General features: G+C 59.0%; 19 protein-coding genes, 1 tRNA gene and 1 pseudogene. 12 read left to right on the top strand and 9 right to left on the bottom strand.

Annotated elements, in window-relative coordinates:
• Nucleotides 1-115: 115 nt before the first annotated feature.
• On the bottom strand, nucleotides 116-442 hold the full coding sequence (locus MMG91_RS28355) for an Arc family DNA-binding protein (RefSeq protein WP_003178899.1): 327 nt from the start codon (nucleotides 440-442) through the stop codon (nucleotides 116-118).
• Between the two features lie 386 nt (nucleotides 443-828).
• Here MMG91_RS28355 and phnN point away from each other — a divergent pair, with 386 nt between their 5' ends.
• Nucleotides 829-1,401 carry a phosphonate metabolism protein/1,5-bisphosphokinase (PRPP-forming) PhnN gene (phnN, locus tag MMG91_RS28350; protein WP_310661392.1) on the top strand — a complete coding sequence of 191 codons (573 nt, stop codon included), beginning with the start codon at nucleotides 829-831 and terminating at the stop codon, nucleotides 1,399-1,401.
• Here phnN and MMG91_RS28345 read toward each other — a convergent pair.
• Nucleotides 1,376-1,555 carry a PA3371 family protein gene (locus MMG91_RS28345; RefSeq protein ID WP_305448653.1) on the bottom strand — a complete coding sequence of 60 codons (180 nt, stop codon included), beginning with the start codon at nucleotides 1,553-1,555 and terminating at the stop codon, nucleotides 1,376-1,378. The two genes, phnN and MMG91_RS28345, sit on opposite strands and share 26 nt — an antisense overlap.
• 22 nt (nucleotides 1,556-1,577) lie before the next feature.
• Nucleotides 1,578-1,811 (bottom strand): hypothetical protein, encoded by a 234-nt coding sequence (locus MMG91_RS28340; protein ID WP_305505194.1) that lies wholly within the window; start codon nucleotides 1,809-1,811, stop codon nucleotides 1,578-1,580.
• 291 nt (nucleotides 1,812-2,102) lie between these two features.
• Here MMG91_RS28340 and MMG91_RS28335 point away from each other — a divergent pair.
• Nucleotides 2,103-2,179 (top strand) — tRNA-Arg (locus tag MMG91_RS28335).
• An 83-nt stretch (nucleotides 2,180-2,262) separates the two neighbouring features.
• Here MMG91_RS28335 and MMG91_RS28330 read toward each other — a convergent pair.
• Nucleotides 2,263-5,424 carry a VCBS domain-containing protein gene (locus tag MMG91_RS28330; RefSeq protein ID WP_310661391.1) on the bottom strand — a complete coding sequence of 1,054 codons (3,162 nt, stop codon included), beginning with the start codon at nucleotides 5,422-5,424 and terminating at the stop codon, nucleotides 2,263-2,265.
• 25 nt (nucleotides 5,425-5,449) lie between these two features.
• Nucleotides 5,450-8,959: pseudogene (locus tag MMG91_RS28325) on the bottom strand (beta strand repeat-containing protein); the annotation flags it as partial.
• A gap of 949 nt (nucleotides 8,960-9,908) precedes the next feature.
• Here MMG91_RS28325 and MMG91_RS28320 point away from each other — a divergent pair.
• The 4 genes from MMG91_RS28320 to MMG91_RS28305 all read left to right on the top strand — a co-directional run bounded on the left by MMG91_RS28320 (nucleotide 9,909) and on the right by MMG91_RS28305 (nucleotide 15,102).
• The gene (locus MMG91_RS28320) at nucleotides 9,909-11,513 is read left to right on the top strand and encodes a tetratricopeptide repeat-containing response regulator (RefSeq protein WP_052966588.1); all 1,605 of its coding nucleotides are present in this window, start codon (nucleotides 9,909-9,911) and stop codon (nucleotides 11,511-11,513) included.
• On the top strand, nucleotides 11,510-12,202 hold the full coding sequence (locus tag MMG91_RS28315; RefSeq protein ID WP_305448656.1) for a sensor histidine kinase KdpD: 693 nt from the start codon (nucleotides 11,510-11,512) through the stop codon (nucleotides 12,200-12,202). The genes MMG91_RS28320 and MMG91_RS28315 overlap by 4 nt, the downstream gene beginning before the upstream one ends.
• 199 nt (nucleotides 12,203-12,401) lie before the next feature.
• A complete protein-coding gene (locus MMG91_RS28310) occupies nucleotides 12,402-13,643 on the top strand; it encodes a glutamine synthetase family protein (RefSeq protein WP_310661393.1) in 1,242 nt (413 codons plus the stop codon).
• A 70-nt stretch (nucleotides 13,644-13,713) separates the two neighbouring features.
• Nucleotides 13,714-15,102 carry an MFS transporter gene (locus MMG91_RS28305; protein WP_305505204.1) on the top strand — a complete coding sequence of 463 codons (1,389 nt, stop codon included), beginning with the start codon at nucleotides 13,714-13,716 and terminating at the stop codon, nucleotides 15,100-15,102.
• Between the two features lie 63 nt (nucleotides 15,103-15,165).
• Here MMG91_RS28305 and MMG91_RS28300 read toward each other — a convergent pair whose 3' ends face one another.
• The 4 genes from MMG91_RS28300 to flgA form a co-directional block, all read right to left on the bottom strand.
• Nucleotides 15,166-15,912, bottom strand: a complete 747-nt coding sequence (locus MMG91_RS28300) for a flagellar brake protein (RefSeq protein WP_305448658.1) — start codon at nucleotides 15,910-15,912, stop codon at nucleotides 15,166-15,168.
• 89 nt (nucleotides 15,913-16,001) lie between these two features.
• On the bottom strand, nucleotides 16,002-16,469 hold the full coding sequence (locus MMG91_RS28295; protein ID WP_008071798.1) for a flagella synthesis protein FlgN: 468 nt from the start codon (nucleotides 16,467-16,469) through the stop codon (nucleotides 16,002-16,004).
• Nucleotides 16,470-16,517: 48 nt separating this feature from the next.
• Nucleotides 16,518-16,844 carry a flagellar biosynthesis anti-sigma factor FlgM gene (gene flgM / locus MMG91_RS28290; protein WP_305448659.1) on the bottom strand — a complete coding sequence of 109 codons (327 nt, stop codon included), beginning with the start codon at nucleotides 16,842-16,844 and terminating at the stop codon, nucleotides 16,518-16,520.
• Nucleotides 16,845-17,009: 165 nt separating this feature from the next.
• Entirely contained in the window at nucleotides 17,010-17,771 is a 762-nt protein-coding gene (gene flgA, locus MMG91_RS28285; RefSeq protein ID WP_310661390.1) for a flagellar basal body P-ring formation chaperone FlgA, read from the bottom strand.
• Nucleotides 17,772-17,852: 81 nt separating this feature from the next.
• On the opposite strand from flgA, the gene MMG91_RS28280 reads away from it, so the two are divergent.
• From MMG91_RS28280 to flgE, 6 genes are all read left to right on the top strand, one after another.
• Entirely contained in the window at nucleotides 17,853-18,785 is a 933-nt protein-coding gene (locus tag MMG91_RS28280; RefSeq protein ID WP_310661389.1) for a chemotaxis protein CheV, read from the top strand.
• A 46-nt stretch (nucleotides 18,786-18,831) separates the two neighbouring features.
• Nucleotides 18,832-19,659, top strand: coding sequence for a protein-glutamate O-methyltransferase CheR (gene cheR / locus MMG91_RS28275; RefSeq protein ID WP_008071786.1), 828 nt, complete (start codon nucleotides 18,832-18,834; stop codon nucleotides 19,657-19,659).
• Nucleotides 19,660-19,928: 269 nt separating this feature from the next.
• A complete protein-coding gene (flgB, locus tag MMG91_RS28270; RefSeq protein ID WP_095634357.1) occupies nucleotides 19,929-20,336 on the top strand; it encodes a flagellar basal body rod protein FlgB in 408 nt (135 codons plus the stop codon).
• Nucleotides 20,337-20,339: 3 nt separating this feature from the next.
• Nucleotides 20,340-20,783, top strand: coding sequence for a flagellar basal body rod protein FlgC (gene flgC / locus MMG91_RS28265; RefSeq protein ID WP_074879168.1), 444 nt, complete (start codon nucleotides 20,340-20,342; stop codon nucleotides 20,781-20,783).
• A 15-nt stretch (nucleotides 20,784-20,798) separates the two neighbouring features.
• Nucleotides 20,799-21,488: a flagellar hook assembly protein FlgD gene (gene flgD, locus MMG91_RS28260; RefSeq protein ID WP_310661388.1), complete on the top strand. Its 690-nt coding sequence runs from the start codon at nucleotides 20,799-20,801 to the stop codon at nucleotides 21,486-21,488.
• A 31-nt stretch (nucleotides 21,489-21,519) separates the two neighbouring features.
• The gene (gene flgE, locus MMG91_RS28255; RefSeq protein ID WP_310661387.1) at nucleotides 21,520-22,833 is read left to right on the top strand and encodes a flagellar hook protein FlgE; all 1,314 of its coding nucleotides are present in this window, start codon (nucleotides 21,520-21,522) and stop codon (nucleotides 22,831-22,833) included.
• Nucleotides 22,834-22,917 lie beyond the last annotated feature (84 nt).

The raw sequence follows: 22,917 nt of genomic DNA, 5'->3' as shown, positions 1-22,917 counted from the left end.
GAATCGCCGCGCAGATTGCTAGGTTTTCACACAGTCTGAATTGGCGGGTTTTTTTTAACCAAATTTCGGGCAAAAAAAAGCCAGCAATTACGCTGGCTTGAGCTTTCGGGATGAATCAGGAAGCGTCTGCGGCCATTTCGGCGTCATGGGCGATCAGCGAAACCAGAGCGTTTTGCTGACGGTGGGAGAGTTGGCGGAAGCGCTGCAGCAGCTCGCGTTCGTGCAAAGATAGCTCGGGGCTGTCCAGGCGCATGCTCAGTTCTTCACCCAACGCGCCTTCCTGAATAAGACTCTGCTCAAGGCGCGCGATGATTTCGGAGTTCATGCTGCGATGATGATTGCGAGCCACCTCGGCAATGCGTTCACGCATTCCGTCTGGCAGACGTACGACGAACTTGTCAGCCGTACGGCTGGAATAAATTGCCTGTTTCAATGGGCGCATATATTTAACCGGTTAGTTCAGGGGAGCGGTTCTCGGGATAGGCCGCAGGATGTCAGATAGGACAAGCACTCCGGCCAAATGTTCAACCTGAATTGATAGAGGCGCGCATCATGCCTCAAATTAGCCAGATCATTGGCGTCAATTCTGTGACAAATATTGATCCGGGTAAAGGCTTAATGCCAGCACCTATTATCAGAAATGCGGACTGATTTGAAAATAATCCATGAGTCCGTATCACTGACCGCGTTCTCTTGCCCCACAGGTGATGCCCGAAGACGCCTGAAGGTGCATGCTATGCGGATTCGATCCTTCTTCCTTACCTTATACAGGATAGTGGCAAATGGCCGATTTACTAGTGTAGGCGCGTGGCGGGGGATGATTTCAGGATGGATGGCAGGCTGATTTATTTAATGGGGCCTTCGGGATCCGGCAAGGACAGCCTCATCGAAGCCGCTCGCGAGCCGTTGCGCACACACAATTGTGAAGTCGTGCGACGCGTTATTACGCGCTCGGCGGAATCGGTGGGTGAAGACGCCATCGAGGTGTCCCGCGAAGAGTTCGAACAACGCAGAGCCCAAGGAAATTTTGCGCTGTCGTGGCAAGCCAATGGGCTGAATTACGGTATTCCTGTTCGCATAGACCAATGGCTCGCGGACGGTCGCGATGTGTTGATCAACGGTTCGCGCGGGCACCTGGCAGAAGCGCAACAGCGCTATCCCACGCTATTGCCGGTGCTATTGACGGTCAAGGATGAAGCCCTGCGCGAGCGCCTGTTACGGCGGGGGCGTGAGAGCCCGGCAGAAATTGAAACGAGGCTGCGCCGAAATGCGCTGTTTACGGCTCATGATTCAATCGGTGATATGCAGATCCGCCGACTCGATAACTCCGGCGACCTTGCTGACACCGTCGCCAATCTTCTGAAGCTGCTGAGCTTCAGCGCAAAACCGGATCGAACTTGATCTTGCGCCCGGCAATCAGCGCCAGCACGAACAGCGCACCAAACACGCCGCAAGCAATCAGGGGCAGGGTGACGACCGTGTCCTCGACCAATGACAGATGAAGAATGCCACTCAGTACGGCGAGGATGAAAAATCCTGCGGCTGATTTGGACATGCTGTGCTCCTGATGGGGTGATTCAAAATACCAAGCGTTCAAAAGACTGTGTGCGCAGCTGAATAGTCTCCTGGCTCACCTCTTGGCTGACCAAACCGCGTTGATCGCTCATGACTGCCACCTGCGGTGTCTTTTGCAGTTGCAGGTAATGAGGGATGCGTTGAGCAATCGTCGCGACGTCGTTTTCGGGGAAGAAATGAAAACCCACCAGAACCGCCAAAGCGACCGCGTTCGCGACTAAAAGAGCGCTGTTCATGGAGCTGACCTCCTGTGTTCTGAGAGAACAGTCGAAGCAGCCCGCATGCCAAAAGTTTAACGGCTATTAAATCCTTTAAAAACAACGGATTAAGATATTTCTGCAAAATCCCCGTATTGCATTTTGCAATGATGGCATTTTGCGGCGATGCAATTTGCACGGTAAACAAAGCCACACTACCGAGAGGCGTCTGCCTACACTTAAAAAGCCCTACGGATGACATGACAAAAGTGGGCCTGCCCGTTAACATGCACGCCGTCCATCGCTCCGCATGCCTTGCGGACGACTTGTGTCTCAGTAGCTCAATTGGATAGAGCATCCCCCTCCTAAGGGGAAGGTTGGCAGTTCGAACCTGCCCTGGGACACCACATATTTGAAAGCCCCACGCAGAGTGATCTGGTGGGGCTTTTTTGTGGCTGTCTGCAGCGGTGGATTCAACTCCAACCCAACATCAAGCCGTCAACGTATGGTCAGCCTCCCCAAACCAGGTGCGCACCAGATCGGTACCGCTCGTGCCAGTGTTGGCAAGCACCGCCACATCGGCGAAGTTCGTACCATTGGCGGCACCATCGGCATCCACCTTCACGGTGATGTCGCTGCCGGACTGCGCCAGTTGAACGAAGTCGGACGCCTGGCTGATACCGCTAACGAAGTTGGCGCTGAGCAGTGCGGAGAGGTCGAGTGCGTCACCTTCGGCGAAGTTGTAGTCGAGGATGGTATCTCCGCCTTCAGCCACGTTGAGATAGGCGAACATATCGGCTCCCGCGCCACCGCTGAGCGTGTCCTCCCCACCACGACCTGCGAGGATGTCGTTGCCGTCGCCACCACTGAGTACATCCGCCGCCATGCTGCCCACCAGTGTGCCGCTGGATTCGCCGTTGTAACTGACCTGGGTGCCGGCCTCGCCGCCGTCGGTGGCCTGGAAGTCATCCACCGTGTAGTGTCCGAGCAAGTTCACCTCGGCCCGGTGCGTGCCGTCGTCCACCGTCAGTAGGCCGCCCGCCCCAGAGGCGTTGGCGCTGTAGCTGAGCTGGGTGTTGGCGCCGAAGGCGAGATCGCCGAAGGTCAGCATGTCATCGCTCTCCAGACCGAGGATGCCGACCAGCGAGCCCGCCGCTTCGGCCTGTGCGATCACCAGCGTGCCCGCGCCTTCGCCGTGGAAGGCGACGGACCCGTTTGCTGCGCCGGAAAAGGTCAGTGTCGCGTCGCCGTCGATGGTGGCGCTGCCATTGCCCATCACGTCGGCCAGCAGGCGCATGTCGCCACCGTTGGCCCACAAGTGGCCGGAGTTGTCGACCGCACTGGCCACCGTCATACCGCCTTCGCCCGTAGACTCCAGCACCCCGCTGTTGGTGATGGTGTGGGTGCCAGTGTCGAGCACCAGGCTGTTCAGCCCGCTGGCCAGAATCAGCCCTGCATTGACCAATACCATCTGCCCGGCGCCCAACTGGCCGGCGCCGGAAATGCGGTTGTCGACGTTGGTCAGGACGGTGTCGGCGCTGCCGCCGAAAATCACGTTTTGCGCGCTGTCGGATAGCAGTACCTGGCCACCACCGGTCAAGGTCGCGCCACGAAACAGAATCTCAAGATTGGTCTCGCTGCCGGTGGAGCCGAGTTCGATCGTGCCGCTGTTATGAATGCTGCCACCGAACGGCATGATCGCGCCGTCGGCAATGGTGAGGGTACCGGTATTGGTCATCACCGGATCCACATCGAACTGGAAGTTCGCTTCGCTCAGGTCCGCCGCATCGACACCTTTCAGGGTGACCGACTGGCCGGAGCCGATGCTGACCAGCGCATTGCCGTTGGCGTCGTTAGTGATACTCAAGTCAGCAACGCCGGTGACGCCTGCGAAGCCGATCAAGTCGATCTTGTCCGCCGTGACGTCGAAACTGTAGATCTGGTTGTTGCCGATTGGCTGGGCGAAGACGAAAGTGTCGGCACCGGACGAGCCAGTCAAATTGTCGTCAGCGGACAAGGCGAAGATCGGCGCGCCGGGGGCATAGACTTCGATGTTGTTGAACACATAGGCGCTGCCGTCGCTGCCGTCACTATTGCTCCAGTACATGTTGACATCAAGCACCAACGCTCCCGTGAAGTCGCTTGGGGTTGTCACCGTCAATGCGCCAGGATCGCTGGTCTGCACGGTCCAGGTACCGTCGCCGTTATCGGTTCCCGCATTGAATATCCATCCCGAGGGAACACCGCTGATTGACACGGTTATCGGGCCGCTGATATCGGCCGATGGAGTATTGAGGGCTAGGTTGATGGGTTCGCCGGCAACGCCTGCCGGAAGGTTTGCACTGCTCCCGGCAGCACCCGCATTACCCGCCAGGTCGGTGTAGCTGTTCGCGGTAACGTCGACTTTCACGCTACCGCCCAGCGTTCTAGTCAGTGTCGCCGTGTAGGTATCGCCGTCTACCTGCGTGAAGTTACTCCAGGTTCCGCGAGGCGTTGCCCCTGATGCACTCACCGTGACGTCCGAAAGGGTGAAACCGATCACTGCCTTACTGAACTGGAATGTTACTGTCGACACTGAGCCGATCGAACTCCCTAAGGCCGTCCCCGTCACTGTAGGTGCCACGGTATCAACTGGAGTCTCAACTACGTTCTGCACGTTTACCGTAATTGTCTGGGTGTCGGTTCCGCCATTGCCGTCGGCCACCAGAACGTCCACAACATAAGCATTGTCACCGTCAGCACCACCGACATCCTGGGCATTCTCGTAATCCGGCGCCGAATTGAACGTCAGCACCCCAGTCGAACTGATAGAGAATTTGCTGAAGTCCGTCCCGGCCGTATTCAGGATCGAATAACTCAGGGTTTGCGCCGGAAGATCAGCATCGGTCGCCACCACTGTCGTGACCGCAGTGGTGTTCTCTGCCACGTTGACCGAAGCCGTCGCACCGCCACCGTTGGAGGTGATCACCGGGCTGTTGTCGTTGACGCCCGTCACGCTCACGGCGAGCGCCTGGTCGTCAAACAGCGTGCCGTCCGACGCCCGCACAATCACGTCATAGACGTTGTTCGTTCCCGAATCAGTCGGCGCCTCAAAGTTGGGCGCAGAGATAAAGCTCAGCGCGCCTGTGCCTGAGACGATCGAGAACTTCGCGGCATCTGCTCCGCCGACGATGCTGTAGCTCAGGGTTTGCGCCGGAAGATCGGCATCGGTCGCCGCCACTGTTGTGACCACCGTGCTGTTCTCCGCCACGCTGACCGAAGCGGTCGCACCACCTCCGTTAGAGGTGATCGTCGGGGAGTCGTTGCTGCCGTTGATGGTCACCGTCACCGAAGTCGTGGTGCCGTCGGCGCTAAGTACCGTGAAGGTGTCGGTCAGGCTGTCGCCGACATTGAGTGCGTCGAAGGCCGAGTTGGCGATATAGCTCCAGTTGCCCGCGGCATCGATGGCGAAGGTTCCGTTGGTGCCGGCGATACCGGACTGGGCCTGGAAGGTTTCCGGGCTGTCGACGTCGCTGATGGTGAGGGTGCCAGCTGTGGTCAGCGGGGCATTGGTTTCGGTCAGGTTGACGCTGTCGGCGGACAACACCGCGGCATCGTTGGTGCCGAGGATCTGCACGGTGACCGAAGTGAGGGTGCCGTCGGCACTGCTCACGNTCGCTGATGGTGAGGGTGCCAGCTGTGGTCAGCGGGGCATTGGTTTCGGTCAGGTTGACGCTGTCGGCGGACAACACCGCGGCATCGTTGGTGCCGAGGATCTGCACGGTGACCGAAGTGAGGGTGCCGTCGGCACTGCTCACGGCGAAGGTATCGGTGTAGGTGGTGCCGGCGACGAACTCGTTGTGGGCAGAGTCGGCGACATAGGTCCAGGCACCGTTAGTGCCGATGGAGAACTGGCCGTAACTGCCGGTGGTGTTGGACTGCGCGACGAAGGTTGCGGCGCTGTCGACGTCGCTGATGGTCAGGCTGCCGTTGGTGGTCAGCGGGGCATCGGTTTCGGTCAGGTTGGCGATGTCGGCGGACAGCACCGCGGCGTCGTTGGTGCCGAGGATATGCACGGTGACCGAGGTGAGGGTGCCGTCGGCGCTGCTCACCGCGAAGGTATCAGTGTAGGTGGTGCCGGCGACGAACTCGTTGTGGGCAGAGTCGGCGACGTAGCTCCAGGCACCATTGGTGCCGATGGAGAACTGGCCGTAACTGCCGTTGGTGTTGGTTTGCGCGACGAAGGTTGCGGCGCTGTCGACGTCGCTGATGGTGAGGGTGCCGTTGGTGATCAACGGGGCATTGGTTTCGGTCAGGTTGGCGCTGTCGGCGGACAGCACCGCGGCATCGTTGGTCCCGAGGATCTGCACGGTGACCGAGGTGAGGGTGCCGTCGGCGCTGCTCACCGCGAAGGTATCAGTGTAGGTGGTGCCGGCGACGAACTCGTTGTGGGCAGAGTCGGCGACGTAGCTCCAGGCACCATTGGTGCCGATGGAGAACTGGCCGTAACTGCCGTTGGTGTTGGTTTGCGCGACGAAGGTTGCGGCGCTGTCGACGTCGCTGATGGTGAGGGTGCCGTTGGTGATCAACGGGGCATTGGTTTCGGTCAGGTTGGCGCTGTCGGCGGACAGCACCGCGGCATCGTTGGTCCCGAGGATCTGCACGGTGACCGAGGTGAGGGTGCCGTCGGCGCTGCTCACCGCGAAGGTATCGGTGTAGGTGGTGCCGGCGACGAACTCGTTGTGGGCGCTATCGGCGACATAGTTCCAGGCACCGTCCGTGCCGATGGAGAACTGGCCGTAGCTGCCGGCGGTGTTGGTCTGGGTAACGAAGGTCGCGGCGCTGTCGACGTCGCTGATGGTGAGGGTGCCGTTGGTGATCAGCGGGGCATCGGTTTCGGTCAAGTTGGCGATGTCGGCGGACAACACGGCCGCATCGTTAGTGCCGCTGACGGTGACGGTCACCAACTGAGTGGCCACGCCGCCAAGGCCATCGCTGACCTGCACGGTGAACACTTCATTGTGACTTTCGCCAGCCCCCAGCGACTGCACCGCACTGGCAACGCCATCGGTGCCATTTGCCAAGGTGTAAGTCCATTTTCCGGTGTTGTCGACTGCGATTGAGCCGTAAGTACCGGTATTCGTACCGGCGATGCTCCAGGTGGCCGTGGCAGCATGATCGATATCGGCCGAACTGAACTGGCCGCTCACGCTGAGCGTGGTGTCTTCCTGCACCGCACCGGCATCGTTGCCCGTCGCGAAGCTGAGCACTGGCGCATCATTGGTGCCAGTGACGGTGACAGTCACCAACTGAGTGTCCACGCCGCCGAGGCCATCGCTGACCTGGACGCTGAACACTTCGTCATGACTCTCGCCCACCTTCAGTGACTGCACCGCACTGGCGACACCATCGGTGCCATTGGCCAGGGTGTAAGTCCACTGGCCGGTGCTGTCCACCGCGATCGAACCATAAGTGCCGGTATTCGACCCGGCAATGGTCCAGGTTGCCGTGGCAGCATGATCGATATCGGCCGAACTGAACTGGCCGCTCACGCTGAGCGTGGTGTCTTCCTGCACTGCGCCGGCATCATTGCCCGTTGCGAAGCTGAGTACGGGCGCGTCGTTAGTGCCGGTGATAGTGATGATGACAGTCTGCGTCTCCGAGGCAGCGTTAGCCGCGCCGCTATCGTCGGTGGCGACCACCGCGTACGAGAAGGTGATGGTTTCACCCGCACCGAGGAAGTCGAGGTTCTCATTGCTGCTGTAGTCCCAGCTGTTCTGGTCGACCGAGAAACCGGCCACCAGTGCCGAGGCCACGCCCGCATTGAGCACGCCGCCGCTCCAGACGATGTCGTTGTTAGCGGTCTGCGACACGGTCACCGTGTCGGTGCTGTCCAGATCGGCAAAGCTCAGTGCGCCGTTGTCGCTCAGGGTGGCCGTGCCGTTGCCTTCGTTCATCGCGCCGGTGGTGTCGGTAATCGTCAGCGTCGGCTGGTCGTTGGTGCCAGTAATTGTGATAGTCACGGTCTGCACCGCGCCGTCGCCGATCGCCACGTTATAGGTTTGGGTGACGATCTGGCCTTCGCCGAGGAACTGCAGCGCGGCGTTGTTCACCGCAAAGTTCCAGCCCAGAGAACCGCTGCCCGTGCCGGTGCTGTCGCTCAGTGGATCGGTAGTGAAGTTGCCCAGATAGCCGGAAGCGCCCGGTGTGACGGTGACGCTGTGGGTGTCGATCAGGTCGACGTCGGTGAAGGTGATGCTGCCGCTGGCCGCGTAGTCGCCGCTGTCTTCCTTGGCATCGCCGGCCTGTACGCCGCTGGTGATCTGCACCTGGTCGTTGGTGCCGGTGATGGTGATCGTCACGTTCTGCGTGGTCGATGAGCCATGCCCATCATTGATGGTGACCACATAGGTTTCGGTAGCAGTCTGACCCTGGGCCAGGGACTGGGCTGCCGCATTGTTCAGGGTGTAAGTCCAGTCAACGGTGCCGTTGGCTGCATTGGCCGCTTCAGTCACTGCTGCAAGGGCGAAGTTGCCCAGCGCTGTGGTATTGCCTCCCGCCGCCTCGAATGAGGCGGTATGCGTGTCACTCAGATCGACATCGCTAAACGCAATCGTGCCTGTCGCGCTCAGCGAATCGGTCGGACTCGGGGTCGCGTTCGCATCTTCTGTTACCGTGCCGGCCTGTGCGCCAAGGCTCATCGTCACACTGTCATTCGCACCTGCGAATTGCACCTGCGCAGTGGCCCAGCTGAGGGTGCCATTGCCGAGGCGAATCGCATACGTAAAGCTGTCCGTCAGGGACGCTCCGCCAGCAAGCGCCTGGAGTTGCGCCTTGAAAGCAGTCGACAACGTTGCGGCGTCGTAGCCGACCTTGCCATCCGACGTAATCCAGATCTTTGCCCCGTTGAGACTGGTGTCAGTACTCGTCGCCTCAATTCTGCCCGTGTCCTGGATCAGGAGATCGGCCGGAGCATAAACCTTGGTGGCCGTAGAAAGACTGGTCGCGTCATCGAGTGACCACAGTGTCTTTGCGCTACCGCCGAGGTCATTGGACATGACGTCCAGGTACACGACTCCCAGCAGGTCTTCAGTGATGGCCGCGGTGCTCGTGCCAATGACACCTGTAGTGAAAATGTCGTCCTGGGCCTGCGGTGTATTGGAAAGCGAAGTAGCGGTGCCGCCGCTGGTAGTTGTGGTGGTAGCCATGTCTTTCTCCGGAGAATGCTTTTTTTATTGGAATCGCCAGGGACTGCTAACAGGACGAAGTCCCGTGCTTGTGCCGCTCAGGGTGTTCAGGAGTGGTGCGAGGCGGCTGCCGGACATCGTCGGCCAGCTGACGGGACAAGCGCTGCCGGCAGAGGCGCGCGGGTATTGCGGGGGTGGAAAGGCTCGCCGCGCTTGAGCCGCGGATCGCAGGACAAGTCGGGCGAACGTGGACGCCAGCCTGGGGCTGCGCTGCGCATGGCACGCAATAGACTGAGAGTACCCATGTGAAAGGGCCTCCTGGAGAAAGGCTGGGTGAGGCCGTGTTTTGGGGTAGCACCGACTCAGGGATACGGCCTTTCCTGATATCAGTTTGATGTGTGTTTAGTTGTGGGGTCAGGCTTTGTAAAGGTGTTAAGCGAAGGTAACAGTACGATGTGCCAATATTCCGACAGGCGGATGTTTTGGTGTCAATATTACGTCGATCTGTTTTTGGCGAAGAGGGCCGGAAAGGGCCATGGACACTCGACACTGGCGCGGCACGAATGAGCTGAAACCCAAGTGGGGCATGGGCTGGCTGAATCGTACCGGCCCTGAGACTCCATAGAATCTCAGCATTCAGCTGTTAAAAAAGCCCGCCAGGGCATTTGCTTTGGCGGGATTTTTTACGCCCGAACCACCTGACGACTTACTTGGAGAACCTGTCATGACAGCCAAATGCGCAATTGCACTCCCGCCGCTTCAAGGGAACGGGACTACTGGCCGATAACCCGAACAGTCGTTGTCATTTTTATTTCTGGCGGCCGGCAATTGTCATCACGGGTTTATGCGAAATTGCTTGATAGCCTATGGCCTCCCGCTATCATCTGCGCGCCAAAAAAAGGCCGCGAAACCGAGTTCGCCCGTGTCATTGCCTTTGGTTTGTTCTTCTTAAATTGCCTGGAAATCTTCGATGCTGTCGTATCACCAAAAAAGTTTTCTGATCGTCGATGATTTCTCGGACTTCCGCAGTTCCGTCAGGTCCATGCTGCGGGAGCTGGGCGTCAAGGACGTCGACACCGCCGATACCGGTGAACAGGCGCTGCGCATGTGCTCGCAGAAATCCTACGATTTCATCTTGCAGGACTTCCACCTGGGCGATGGCAAGAAGAACGGTCAGCAGGTGCTTGAAGACCTGATGATCGAGAAGCTGATCAGCCATGAAAGTGTGTTTGTCATGGTCACCGCCGAAACCAGCCAGGCCATGGTGCTCAGCGCACTGGAACATGAGCCTGATGCTTACTTGACCAAGCCCTTCAACCGTTCCGGCCTGGCTCAGCGCCTGGAGCGCCTGGAGCAGCGCAAGACGCTGCTCAAGCCAATCCTGCAAGCCCTTGACCGGGGCAAACCGGTTGAAGTGCTCAATGCCTGCATCGCCCTGTGCAAACAAGACATTCGTTATTCGCCGCTGTGCCTGCGTTACCGCGCCGATGCGTTGCGCGACTTGAACCAGAACGAAGCGCTGGAGCGCCTGTACGACAGCATCATTGCCGATCGTCCTTTGCCCTGGGCGTTTGCCGGGTTGGGCCAGTTGCTGTTCAAGCGCGGCCAGGTCAGCCAGGCCAAAGGCATTTACGAAAAAGCCCTGAAAGTCTTCCCGATGATGCCGGCCCTCTACGACGGCATGGCCGATGTGCTGGTCGCCGAAGGGGATACCAAGGGGGCGCAGAGAGTCCTGGAAGAGGCTATTCGCCTGTCGCCGCTGGCGGTGCGCCGGCAAGCGTTGCTGGGCAAGCTGGCGATGGCCAACGAGGATTTCGATACCGCCTCCAAAGCTTATCGCCAGGCCGTGGCCCAAGGGGCGCAGTCGCGTTTCAAGGATGCGGAAAGCAACCTCGGCCTGGCCCATGCCTTGATCAGCAAAGGCAGTGAGAAGGGGCTGGATACCCGGACCCGCCTTGAAATCAACACAACGCTGAGTGCGGTGGCGAAGGAGAACCCTTCCGATCCAGGCCTGCAGATTCGTGCGCGCCTGATGAAAGCCACCAGCCTGCTGCTCAACGATGCCGAAACCGCCGAGAAGCTCACCGAGCAGGCGATGATGCGCCTCGATGGCATGGAGCAGTTCATGAGCGCCGAAGCGGCGCTGCTGGTGGCCAAGCAGCTGCAAATGCTCGGGCAGGCGAGTGCCGGCGCTTCGATGCTGAAGAACTGTGCGGAGATCTACGGCGACGATCCGACCGTGATGAAAGGCATCGCCAAGCTGACCGACGACCCGACCATCCTCAACTCCGGCAACGCCGCCGCCGACCTCAACCGTCAGGGCGTACGGGTGTACAAGACCGGCAATCTGGTGGAAGCCCGGGATGTATTCCGCAAAGCTCTGGCATTGCAGCCCAAAAACATCAGTATTGCCCTGAACATGGCGCAGTCGTTGCTGCACGGCACCGACACCAGTGTGCCGTCGGCCGAACTGGAAGAATGTCGCGCCTGCCTGAAAACCGTCGGCCTGATGCCCGATACCGACGCGCGTTATCCGCGCTACCAGAAACTGAAAATCAAGGCGTTCGGCGAATGATCGACAGCGAACCGTCACTCGACTTCTCCACGGTGATTGCCTCCACCGTGCACGACATGAAGAACTCTCTGGCCATGCTGATGCAGGCGCACAGTCAATGGCTGGCGCGCTTGCCCGATCCCGAGCAGCACACCCCGGAGCAGGGCGTGATCGACTTCGAGTTCGCCCACCTCAACGGCATGCTGGTGCAGTTGCTGGGGCTGTACAAACTCGGCGTCAATCAGATGCCGTTGCAACCGGCCTACCATGAGCTGGATGACTTCATTGAGGCGCAACTGGCCTCTCATCAGGAAGTGTTCGCCAGCCGCGGCATTATCGCGACCTATGAAGTGGACCCGTTGAGCCCGCTGGGTTTCTTCGACCGGGAGCTGATTGCTTCGGTGCTCGCCAATTGCATCAACAACGCCATTCGCTATGCGCGCCATGCTTTGTTGATCAGCGTCAGTGATGAGGCCGGGCAACTGGTGCTGACCATCAACGACGATGGCGAGGGTTATCCGCCCGAGATGATCGAACGTCAGGCCGATTACGTGCAGGGCATCAACCACAGCAGTGGCAGCACCGGCCTGGGCCTGTACTTTGCCGGGCGGATTGCCGCATTGCATCAGCGCAATGGTGTGGGTGGACGCACAGAAATCAGCAATGGCGGCCCATTGGGCGGCGGCGTGTTCAGCCTTTACCTTCCCTGAGTACCTTTTTGTTTGACGCTGCTTGATATTCCGAACAGCCGGAGCCTATTTTGTACGAGTCGCCGTTCGCGGCTCGTACAACAACAAGGATTGCGTCATGACAACCGATGGCCATCGTTCACTCGCGCAGCGATTGACGGGCATTGATGAGATTGAATGTGTCACGCCGGACCTGAACGGCGTACCACGCGGCAAGGTGATGACCGCCGAAGGATTTCTTGAAGGGCGGCGTTTGCAGATGGCGCGGGGTGTGCTGCTGCAATGCATCATGGGCGGTTATCCGCCGGCGCGCTTTTACGGCAGTGATGATGGCGACCTGGCACTGGTGCCTGATCCCGCGCAGATCCACCGTTTGCCCTGGAGTTCGCAGCCTCGGGCACTGGCCATTTGCGATGCGCACGAGCTGACTGGTGAGAGTTCGCCATTGTCGACCCGCGGCCAACTCAAGGCCGTGATCGCTCGATACGCCGCCCTGGGGCTGGCGCCGGTGGTGGCGACCGAGCTGGAGTTCTTCGTCTTCGCGCCCAACCCTGACCCGACGCAACCCTTCCAGCCGCCACTGGGCCTGGACGGTCGTCGCGAGGACGGTCATTCGGCGTTCAGCGTCAGTTCCAATAACGGCTTGCGGCCGTTCTTCAATGAAGTCTACGAATGCATGGCGGCGCTGGGCTTGCCGCGCGATACCTTCATGCACGAGATGGGCGTCAGCCAGTTCGAGATCAACCTGCTGCACGGCGATCCGCTACTGTTGGCCGACCAGACTTTGTTGTTCAAGCATCTGCTCAAAGAAGTGGCGCTCAAGCATGGCCTGACCGTGGTCTGCATGGCCAAGCCGTTGGCGCACACGCCGGGCAGTTCGATGCATATCCACCAGAGCATCGTCGAGATCGGCACCGGGCGTAACGTGTTCAGCGACAAGGCCGGCGCGCCGACCGCGACCTTCCGTCATTTCATCGGCGGTCAGCAGGCCGGCCTGGCGGATTTCACCGCGCTGTTTGCGCCGAACGTGAACTCCTATCAGCGCCTGTGCCATCCTTACGCATCGCCGAACAATGCCTGCTGGTCCCACGACAATCGTGCGGCCGGATTGCGCATTCCGGCCAGTTCACCGGTCGCTCGTCGGGTCGAAAACCGCTTGCCGGGGGCCGATGCCAATCCGTATCTGGCGATCGCCGCGAGCCTGGCCTCGGGGTTGTATGGCATCGAGAACAAACTGGAGCCGAGCGAGCCGATCCAGGGTGAGTTCGTGGTGCCGGATAATCTTTCGTTACCGTGTACCTTGCATGCCGCTCTTGAACGTCTGAAACGTAGCCAATTGGCGAAGGAACTGTTCGGCAAGGAGTTCATCGAAGGCTACATCGCTTCGAAGACGATGGAGTTGACCAGCTTCTTTGATGAAATTACTCCCTGGGAACGGCGTGTTCTAGCAGCCCAGGCCTGACGACCCGTCGCCGTCGGGCTATCGTTGTCGATAGCCCGATACTCACTGCAAGGAGCCGCTCGGAACGCCGATGCGCCAAATCTTGAAATCTTTTCGGGGGCTTTATTTCGCCTCGCTGATGATGTTGATCGGCTCGGGCCTATTGAGTACTTACCTTGCCCTGCGCCTGGCGGCCGATAAAGTCGACAGCCTGTGGGTCGGCGCCTTGATGGCGGCCAACTATTTCGGCCTGGTGCTGGGCGGCAAGATCGGCCATCGGCTGATTGCCCGGGTCGGGCATATTCGAGCTTATTCAGCCTGCGCCGGGATCGTCGGCGCGGCAGTGCTGGGCCATGGCCTGGTGGACTGGTTGCCCGCGTGGCTGTTTCTGCGGGTGATCGTCGGCCTGGGCATGATGTGCCAGTACATGGTGATCGAAAGCTGGCTCAATGAGCAGGCAGAAGCCAATAAGCGCGGAGTGGTATTCAGCGGCTACATGATCGCCTCGTACCTGGGGCTGGTGTTGGGTCAGCTGATTCTGGTCATGCACCCGGGCCTGGGTCTGGAGCTGCTGATGCTGGTCGCCCTGTGTTTCGCCCTGTGCCTGGTGCCGGTGGCCCTGACGCGGCGGATTCACCCGGCGCCTTTGCACCCGGCGCCGATGGAGCCACGGTTCTTCATCAAACGCGTGCCGCAGTCGTTGAGTACGGTGTTGGGGTCGGGATTGATCGTCGGTTCGTTCTACGGTCTGGCGCCGCTGTATGCCTCGCAGCAAGGATTGTCGACCGAACAGGTCGGTCTGTTCATGGGTAGCTGCATTTTTGCAGGCCTGGTGGTGCAGTGGCCATTGGGTTGGCTGTCGGACCGCTATGACCGGGCACTGTTGATTCGCTGTTTCGCGTTTAGCCTGGCGCTGGCTGCGTTGCCCTTGGCAATCATGCGGCAGGTGCCGCTGGAGGTGCTGTTCATCGCCGGGTTTTTCTGTTCGTTGGTGCAGTTCTGCCTGTACCCGTTGGCGGTGGCGTTCTCCAACGACCACGTCGAGGGTGATCGCCGGGTGTCGCTGACAGCGATGTTGCTGGTGACCTACGGTGTCGGCGCGAGTATCGGACCGCTGGTGGCCGGGGTGTTGATGAAGCTGTTCGGCAGTCAGATGCTTTATGCCTTCTTCAGCTTCTTCGCGTTGGTGCTGGTGTGGAGAATTCGCCCGAAAGCGGTCACCAACTTGCATCAGGTGGACGATGCTCCACTGCATCACGTGGCCATGCCGGACAGTATGTCGAGTTCGCCACTGGTCGCTTGCCTGGACCCGCGAGTCGATGAGCAGGTGGTACAGGATCAAATGCAGAACCCGGTCACCCCGGAGGCTGATTTCAATCCGGATGCCGAGCCCGAGCCCGAAATCGAAGCTGAAACAGATTTGGAATCAGAAGACCCAGACACAGGGCGCGAGCAAAGCTTTACCGAAGCGAGGCCTTGATCAAGGCATAAAAAAACGGGCAGTCACCGCAAGGGACTGCCCGTTTTTTATGGGAGGGGCGTATCAGAAGTCGTCTTTATCGAAACGACGCGCTTCGCGCTGAAGTTGATAGACGAACCGCTCGACCTGCCGTTGCACCAGGCCGCTCATGTTGTGAAAACGCACGCCGGCGAAGGTGGTGTTGATCTTTTCTTCGAAGTGCAGGTAACGCAGTTCGACCGGTGTCGTCATGCTGCCGAAGGGCAGGGCGGCGACGAAGCGCTCATAGACCTGGCCCAGTTGCAGCCTGGCGGTGATGTCGCCCTCGAAGCGCAACTTGCAACCGGTGGCAGAGATGTCCAGCAATTTGCCATTAATGGGCGACTTGAGTTTGTCGCCACCCAGTTCGACATTGACCAGTTGCGCCAGCTTCAGCGCAGCGCGAAAAGCATTGCGGCGCTGGTGGTAAACCACCTCATCGGGCAACGCGCCACGGTAGCAGCGGCCATCGCCGGATTCGTCGATGGTTAGTGGGCCATTGCTTTCCCAGGCGATGCGCACACCGTCGTGAAAGCCTTCGACCTTGAACGGTTCGCCGGCCAGCAGAAAGCGTTCGCCGTCGCGCGGGATCATTTCGTCCAGGGCGATCATGTTGCTGTCACGGTCGATGTCCACCAGATAACTCTGGAAGCGCTGGCTGCGCTCATGGAACGTGATGATCAGCGGGTCATGGCTGTCTTGCAGCTGACGCAGATTGCCGGAGATTTCCAGGGGCGTAGTGAGCACCTTGGGTGGCTGCGGAGCATCTTCCGCGTTTAAGGCATTGAACACGGGGCATCAATCTCCAGACAAAATATGACTACTGGCCAGCATTCTGCCAGCATGTTTCGCGTCTTGATAGAGCGTGCTCATTGAAAGGCTCAAGCCTGACTGAGCGGACGTGGTTTTGCGAGTTTGGAGGTTGAGCCGCGGGCATCGTAGAGCGCTGGTGGCTCTCCGCCGGTGAGGATCTTCAGCTGGTTGGCCGTGGCGGCCTGCTGCACCAGAATCGACTGGCCATTATTAACGTTGGCGGCCTGGCACTGTGCCAGGAGGTCAGTCAGCACATCGCTCTGTGCCAGTAATTGGTCGCCAATGCTCGAATGGCTGGCAAGTTGCTCCAGGCCCTGGCGATTGGTCGGCAGGTTGAGGCTGGCGAGGATTTCACTGCGCTTGCGGCCATGCTGTTCGAGCAAAATGATCAATGCCTGTTTCTGCGCCAGAATCTCTTCAAGCAGTGGCATGTCGCGACCGTGCAGCGCGAGGGACTCGGTTTGCAGCAGCTCCAGCAGGTGTTGCGCCGGGGCAAAGTCGTCGATGATCAGTTGCAGTAAATTAGTGTCGTGCATGGCTGGCCTTGGGTTTTAAGCGTCCAAAAGCCTGGCGCGGGCCGTGGCCTAGCGCTGGGCTTCGAAGTTGAGCAGTTTGCTGGCTACACGGTTGCTGTCGACTTTATAGCTGCCATCGGCAATCGCTGCTTTCAACTCGGCCACGCGGGCTTTGTCGACGGCAGGCTGATCGCGCAGCTTGTCAGTGACCTTCTGCAACTGTTGAGCCTCATTGCTGAGGTGTACCGATTCCCCGCTTTGGGTGGCACTGGCCTGTTCGGCCGGGGTATTCAGCGGCGTGGATTGACCGGCTTCGGCGGTTTCCTTGGCGGCGCTGGTACGTGTACTGCCCGTAAGTGACGAGGAGCTGTTTAAACGACTGAAATCGATGACCATGACAAAAAACCTCTGGGTATTTGGACGCTTGCCATGTTTTCGGCTCTTCCCCGGAAAACTTTAGGCCCATTTATTGATGAGCGTGCATGCGCCAGCGCGTCTTCCACATGCGGCACAGTTTAGGGAACAGCCTCGGGCAGCGCCATATCTTCACGAACAGAGATCCTACATGGCCACTTCCACCTGGCCGGGCGCGGTGACTTGCGCCTTGATGACCCGCTGGGAGTTAAGGTTTTTCACCCGAATCTGTTCGCTCATGCCGCCGTTGGACAGCGCTTCACCCGGCATACGTACACTGAGCGTACCACTGCGGGCGGTAATCACCACCTGATCGCCCTTGCGAATCACTTCCGCCTGTTCGAGGTGCACCAGGGTAATGACCTGATCGGCGACCATTGGTCGGGTAAGTTTTTGCCCGATCGCCTGATCGACGGAGGTCAGAAAACCCTGATTTATCAGGCTGATATCGCGCTCGCGCAGGGTCACGTCCTGAGGCTCGATAATCCCTGTGCGTTTGAGGGGGCGAGTGGTGGTCACGATGTCGCGAAACAGCCGTACTTGAGCGGGGACGAAGACTGTCCAGGGGGATGCGCCCTCGCAGCGAACCTTGACCGTTACCCGGCCCAGAGGCCTCGCGGGGCTCTCGAGGGTGGCTGTCAATTCCTTGTCGCACATAGGCATGCGCAGGCGCGGATCGAGCCGGTTGACCTCGATCTCGTAGCGTCCTTGCGTTTGACTGCTGGCCAGATAGTCCTCTACGGTGAATTCAAGAAAGCCCTGGGTGACGCCGATAAGCATGTCAGGCAAGGTAACCGTATCAGCAAGGGCAGGGCTGCCAGCGTTGAACAGGCAGACGGCCGACGCCGCGCAGAGCAATCTGCGGCAGGTTGATGTCAGGCGTCGGAAAAATGTCGGTTCTGTGTTCATAAGAGTTAAAAAGCAAGCGCCGTGCCGTTTCGTGATGAATGTGCGTCGCAACACACTTAGCGTTGGTGTAGGAGTCTGGGCATGGCTGGTGTAATGGATTCGGTGAACCAGCGCACGCAACTGGTAGGGCAGAATCGCTTGGAGCTGTTGTTGTTCCGTCTCGACGGCCAGCAGCTGTATGGGATCAACGTGTTCAAGGTTCGTGAGGTGCTGCAATGCCCCAAGCTGACCTTGATGCCCAAGTCCAGTCCTGTCGTGTGCGGTGTGGCAAATATCCGGGGGGCGACCATTCCGATCCTTGATCTGGCAATGGCGACCGGTTCCGGAGCGCTGAAAGATCAAAGCAATCCCTTCGTGATCATCACGGAGTACAACACCAAGACTCAGGGTTTCCTGGTTCGGTCGGTAGAGCGCATCGTCAATATGAACTGGGAGGAGATTCATCCGCCACCCAAGGGTACCGGGCGCGATCACTACCTGACGGCTGTGACTCGGGTCGACAATCAGCTAGTCGAAATCATCGACGTCGAGAAGGTGCTGGCGGAAGTGGCGCCGACGCCGGAAGCGATTTCGGTGGGCGTGGTGGATGTCGAGACTCAGCACAAGGCATTGTCCTTGCGCGTGCTGACGGTCGATGACTCGTCGGTGGCGCGCAAACAGGTGACCCGTTGCCTGCAGACGGTCGGTGTCGAAGTGGTGGCGTTGAACGACGGTCGGCAAGCGCTGGATTACCTGCGCAAACTGGCCGACGAGGGCAAGAAGCCGGAGGAAGAGTTCCTGATGATGATCTCCGACATCGAGATGCCGGAGATGGACGGGTACACCCTGACGGCCGAGATCCGCAACGACCCACGCATGCAAAAGCTGCATATCATCCTGCATACTTCGTTGTCGGGTGTGTTCAATCAGGCGATGGTCAAGAAGGTCGGTGCCGATGACTTTCTGGCCAAGTTCCGTCCTGATGACCTGGCATCCCGGGTAGTCGACCGGATCAAAGCAGCAGATAACAGCTAGGGGCCTTCTGCCCCTGGCGGTCAACACGATTTAAGAGGCGGCATCTTTGTCTACGGGTAATTTGGATTTCGAACAGTTCCGGGTCTTCCTGGAAAAAGCCTGTGGCATTTTGCTCGGTGAAAACAAGCAATACCTGGTCTCGAGCCGTCTCAACAAACTGATGGAACAGCAGGGCATCAAATCGCTGGGTGAGCTGGTTCAGCGCATCCAGACCCAGCCGCGCAGCGGTTTGCGCGAGATGGTGGTGGATGCCATGACCACCAACGAAACCCTGTGGTTTCGTGACACCTATCCGTTTGAGGTCCTGAAGAACAAGGTCTTGCCTGCAGCGATCAAGGCAAGCCCCGGCCAGCGCCTGCGGATCTGGTCGGCGGCGTGTTCGTCGGGTCAGGAACCGTATTCGCTGTCGATGTCCATCGATGAGTTCGAACGGGTCAACATGGGCCAGTTGAAGATGGGCGTGCAGATCGTTGCCACGGACCTGTCCGGCACCATGCTCACCAACTGCAAAACCGGCGAGTACGACAGCCTGGCCATCGGCCGCGGTCTGTCGCCCGAGCGCCTTCAGCGTTACTTCGACCCGAAAGGGCCGGGACGTTGGGCCATCAAGGCGCCGATCAAGAGTCGGGTGGAATTTCGCTCGTTCAACCTGCTGGACAGCTACGCGAGCCTGGGCAAGTTCGACATCGTGTTCTGCCGCAACGTGTTGATCTACTTCTCCGCCGAGGTGAAGAAAGACATCCTGCTGCGCATCCACAGCACGCTGAAGCCGGGCGGTTATCTGTTCCTTGGCGCATCCGAAGCGCTGAACGGTTTGCCGGATCATTATCAAATGGTCCAGTGCAGCCCGGGGATCATTTACCAGGCGAAGTGATTCGTTGGTGGCATACAAAAAAACGGGAGTCCTCAGGGAGCTCCCATTTTTTTATGCCTGATTTCGCATTCCCGCCGCATCACCTGTAGGAGCGATGTCGTTCGTGAGAAGCGGCAGAAAAGCGGCAGGCGGCGGAAGTCGGTTGCCGCTTTTCTGGCATTGCCGCCTTGCCACCGCGCGCAAAGCCCCGGTTTACGGGCTTTTCTGAATTGGCACGCCGCTTGCTATGTCCATCGTACGAAAAATCAGGTCACCCGAAGGTTTCCGACATGAGCATCAGCTTCGATAAAGCGCTCGGTATCCACGAACAAGCCCTGGGCTTCCGCGCCCAGCGTGCCGAAGTCCTGGCCAACAACATCGCCAACGCCGACACCCCGAACTATAAGGCTCGGGATCTGGACTTCTCGAAAGTGCTCGCCGAGCAGAACGAGAAAACCAAAAACGGCAAGTTCGCCTTGAACATGACCAACAGTCGTCACATCGAAGCTGAAGGCATGGGCAATGGCGACGAGTCGCTGATGTATCGCACGCCGATGCAACCGTCGATCGACCAAAACACCGTAGACGCCCAACTGGAACAGTCGAACTACGCGGAAAACGCGGTCAACTTCCAGGCCAGCTTCACCCTGCTCAACAGTAAATTCAAAGGGCTGGTATCAGCCCTGCGTGGAGAGTAAGTCATGTCCCTTGCCAGTGTTTTCAACATCGCCGGTAGCGGCATGAGTGCCCAGACCACTCGTCTGAACACCGTCGCCTCGAACATCGCCAACGCCGAGACCGTCTCGTCGAGCATCGACCAGACCTACCGTGCCCGTCACCCGGTATTCGCCACCATGTTCCAGGGTGGCCAGAGCGGCGGCAGCGATTCGCTGTTCCAGAACCAGGACGCTGCCGGTCAAGGCGTACAAGTGCTGGGTGTGGTCGAAGACCAGAGCAACCTTGATGCGCGCTACGAGCCGAACCATCCGGCTGCCGATGCCAAGGGCTACGTCTACTACCCGAACGTCAACGTCGTCGAAGAAATGGCCGACATGATTTCCGCGAGCCGTTCGTTCCAGACTAACGCCGAAATGATGAACACCGCCAAAACCATGATGCAGAAGGTCCTGACCCTCGGTCAGTGATAAGGGGCGATTCATATGAGCGTTATCAGCGATGTTCTGGCCAACTCTTCGGTCCAGACCCCCACCACCAAAGACAGCCTGACCTCGGCCGCTACCGGCGGCCAGAAGCTGGGCAAGGACGCGTTCCTGCAACTGTTGGTGACTCAGCTGAAAAACCAGAACCCGCTCGATCCTCAGGACAACAGCGAGTTCGTGGCACAGCTGGCGCAGTTCAGTAGCCTGGAAGGTATTACCACGCTGAACGATACGGTCAGCGGCCTTGCCAGCAGCTACAGCTCCTCGCAAGCCTTGCAGGCTTCTTCGCTGGTGGGCCGTTCGGTCATCGCGCAGACCGACAAAACCATGGTCGACACCTCCAAGAGCCTCAACGGTACCGTCGTGGTGCCAACCTCGGTTCCCGCCGCCACCGTCAAGATCACCAACGCGGAAGGCAAGACCATCCGTACGCTCGAGTTGGGCAGTCAAAGTGCCGGTAACGCCAGTTTCATCTGGGACGGCAAGGACGATGCGGGCGCGGTGGCACCGGCGGGTACTTACACCTTCGGCGCAACGGCCACCATCGACAGCAAGGCGACATCGCTGATTACTTATCTGCCAGCGACCGTTAACAGCGTGACCATCAGCCAGACCGGCGGTGAGTTGATGCTGAACCTGGCAGGCATGGGCAGTGTTGCCCTGTCCAAAGTACAAACCATTGGTATATAGAGCCGACTAACACGGCACAAAGGAGTGGAATATGTCTTTCAATATCGGCCTTAGCGGTCTCTATGCAGCCAACAAACAACTGGACGTGACCGGCAACAACATCGCCAACGTCGCGACCACCGGTTTCAAATCCTCCCGTGCAGAATTCGAAGACGTGTACTCGGCCACTCGCCTGGGTACCGGCAGCAAGACCGTCGGCAACGGCGTGCGTCTGGCCAACGTTTCCCAGCAGTTCGGCCAGGGCGACGTGAACAACACCGGCAACGTGCTCGACATGGGCATCCAGGGCAACGGTTTCTTCATCCTCAGCGACAACGGCTCCCTGAGCTACACCCGTGCCGGTGCGTTCAAGACCGACGCTGAAAACTATGTGGTTGATAACAACGGCAACCGTCTGCAGGGTTATGGTGTCGATGCCAACGGCAAGATCATCAATGGTGTGTTGACTGATTTGAAGATTGATACTTCGAGTCTCAAGCCGAACCCGACGACCCGAATTGACCAAACCCTTAACCTCAACTCGTCGGAATTATCGCCGACCGTGGCTACGTTCAGCCCTACAGATACCAACAGCTATAACAAGACCATCTCCACCAAGGTCTATGACAGCCAGGGCAACGAACACACCATGGATCAGTACTACGTGAAGACGGGTACTAACGCTTGGAAAATGTATACCTACATGGATGGCCGTACTCCATCCGATCCGGCTAACAACACGCTGACTCCACTGACTGCCGACATCGTTTTCAACTCGGACGGTACGGTCAATACTCTGACCGGCAGCGCCGGTTTTGCTAACGTTGGTGGTACGCTGACCATGACAGGATGGAAGCCTGGGGCAATTACAGACGCTACGACCACACCTGTAACCTGGGGCTTGAACGGGGCTGATGCTGCTGCCGCCGGTATCGCGGTGGCCATGACTAAGGTCTCTTCCTATAACTCGCCAACCGCGCGTACTGCCCAATACCAGGACGGCTACGCCACTGGCCAGATCTCCAGCCTGACCATCGACGCCAGCGGCGTCATGACCGCCAACTTCAGCAACCAGCAAACCAAGGCCATCGGCCAGGTGGCTGTGGCGAGCTTCGCCAACGAGCAAGGCTTGCAGCCAATTGGCGGTACGCGCTGGAAAGAAACCTTCTCCTCGGGCGTGGCTGGCGTCGATGCGCCGCAGACTGGCACCCTGGGAGCAATCGTTTCCAATTCCCTGGAAGAGTCCAACGTCAACCTGACCAACGAATTGGTCGAGCTGATCAAAGCCCAGAGCAACTACCAGGCGAACGCCAAGACCATCTCCACCCAGAGCACCATCATGCAGACCATCATTCAGATGACCTGATGCTGGTTGGCGCTGCAGAAAGAGGCCCCTCGTGAGAGGGGCTTTAATGAGATGGTCACCCCCACACCCTGCGAGGGCTACGCT

Origin of the sequence: Pseudomonas sp. JL3, assembly GCF_031570575.1 — a bacterium.
Classification (GTDB): domain Bacteria; phylum Pseudomonadota; class Gammaproteobacteria; order Pseudomonadales; family Pseudomonadaceae; genus Aquipseudomonas; species Aquipseudomonas cucumis.
This window is presented reverse-complemented; position numbering and strand designations above follow the sequence as displayed.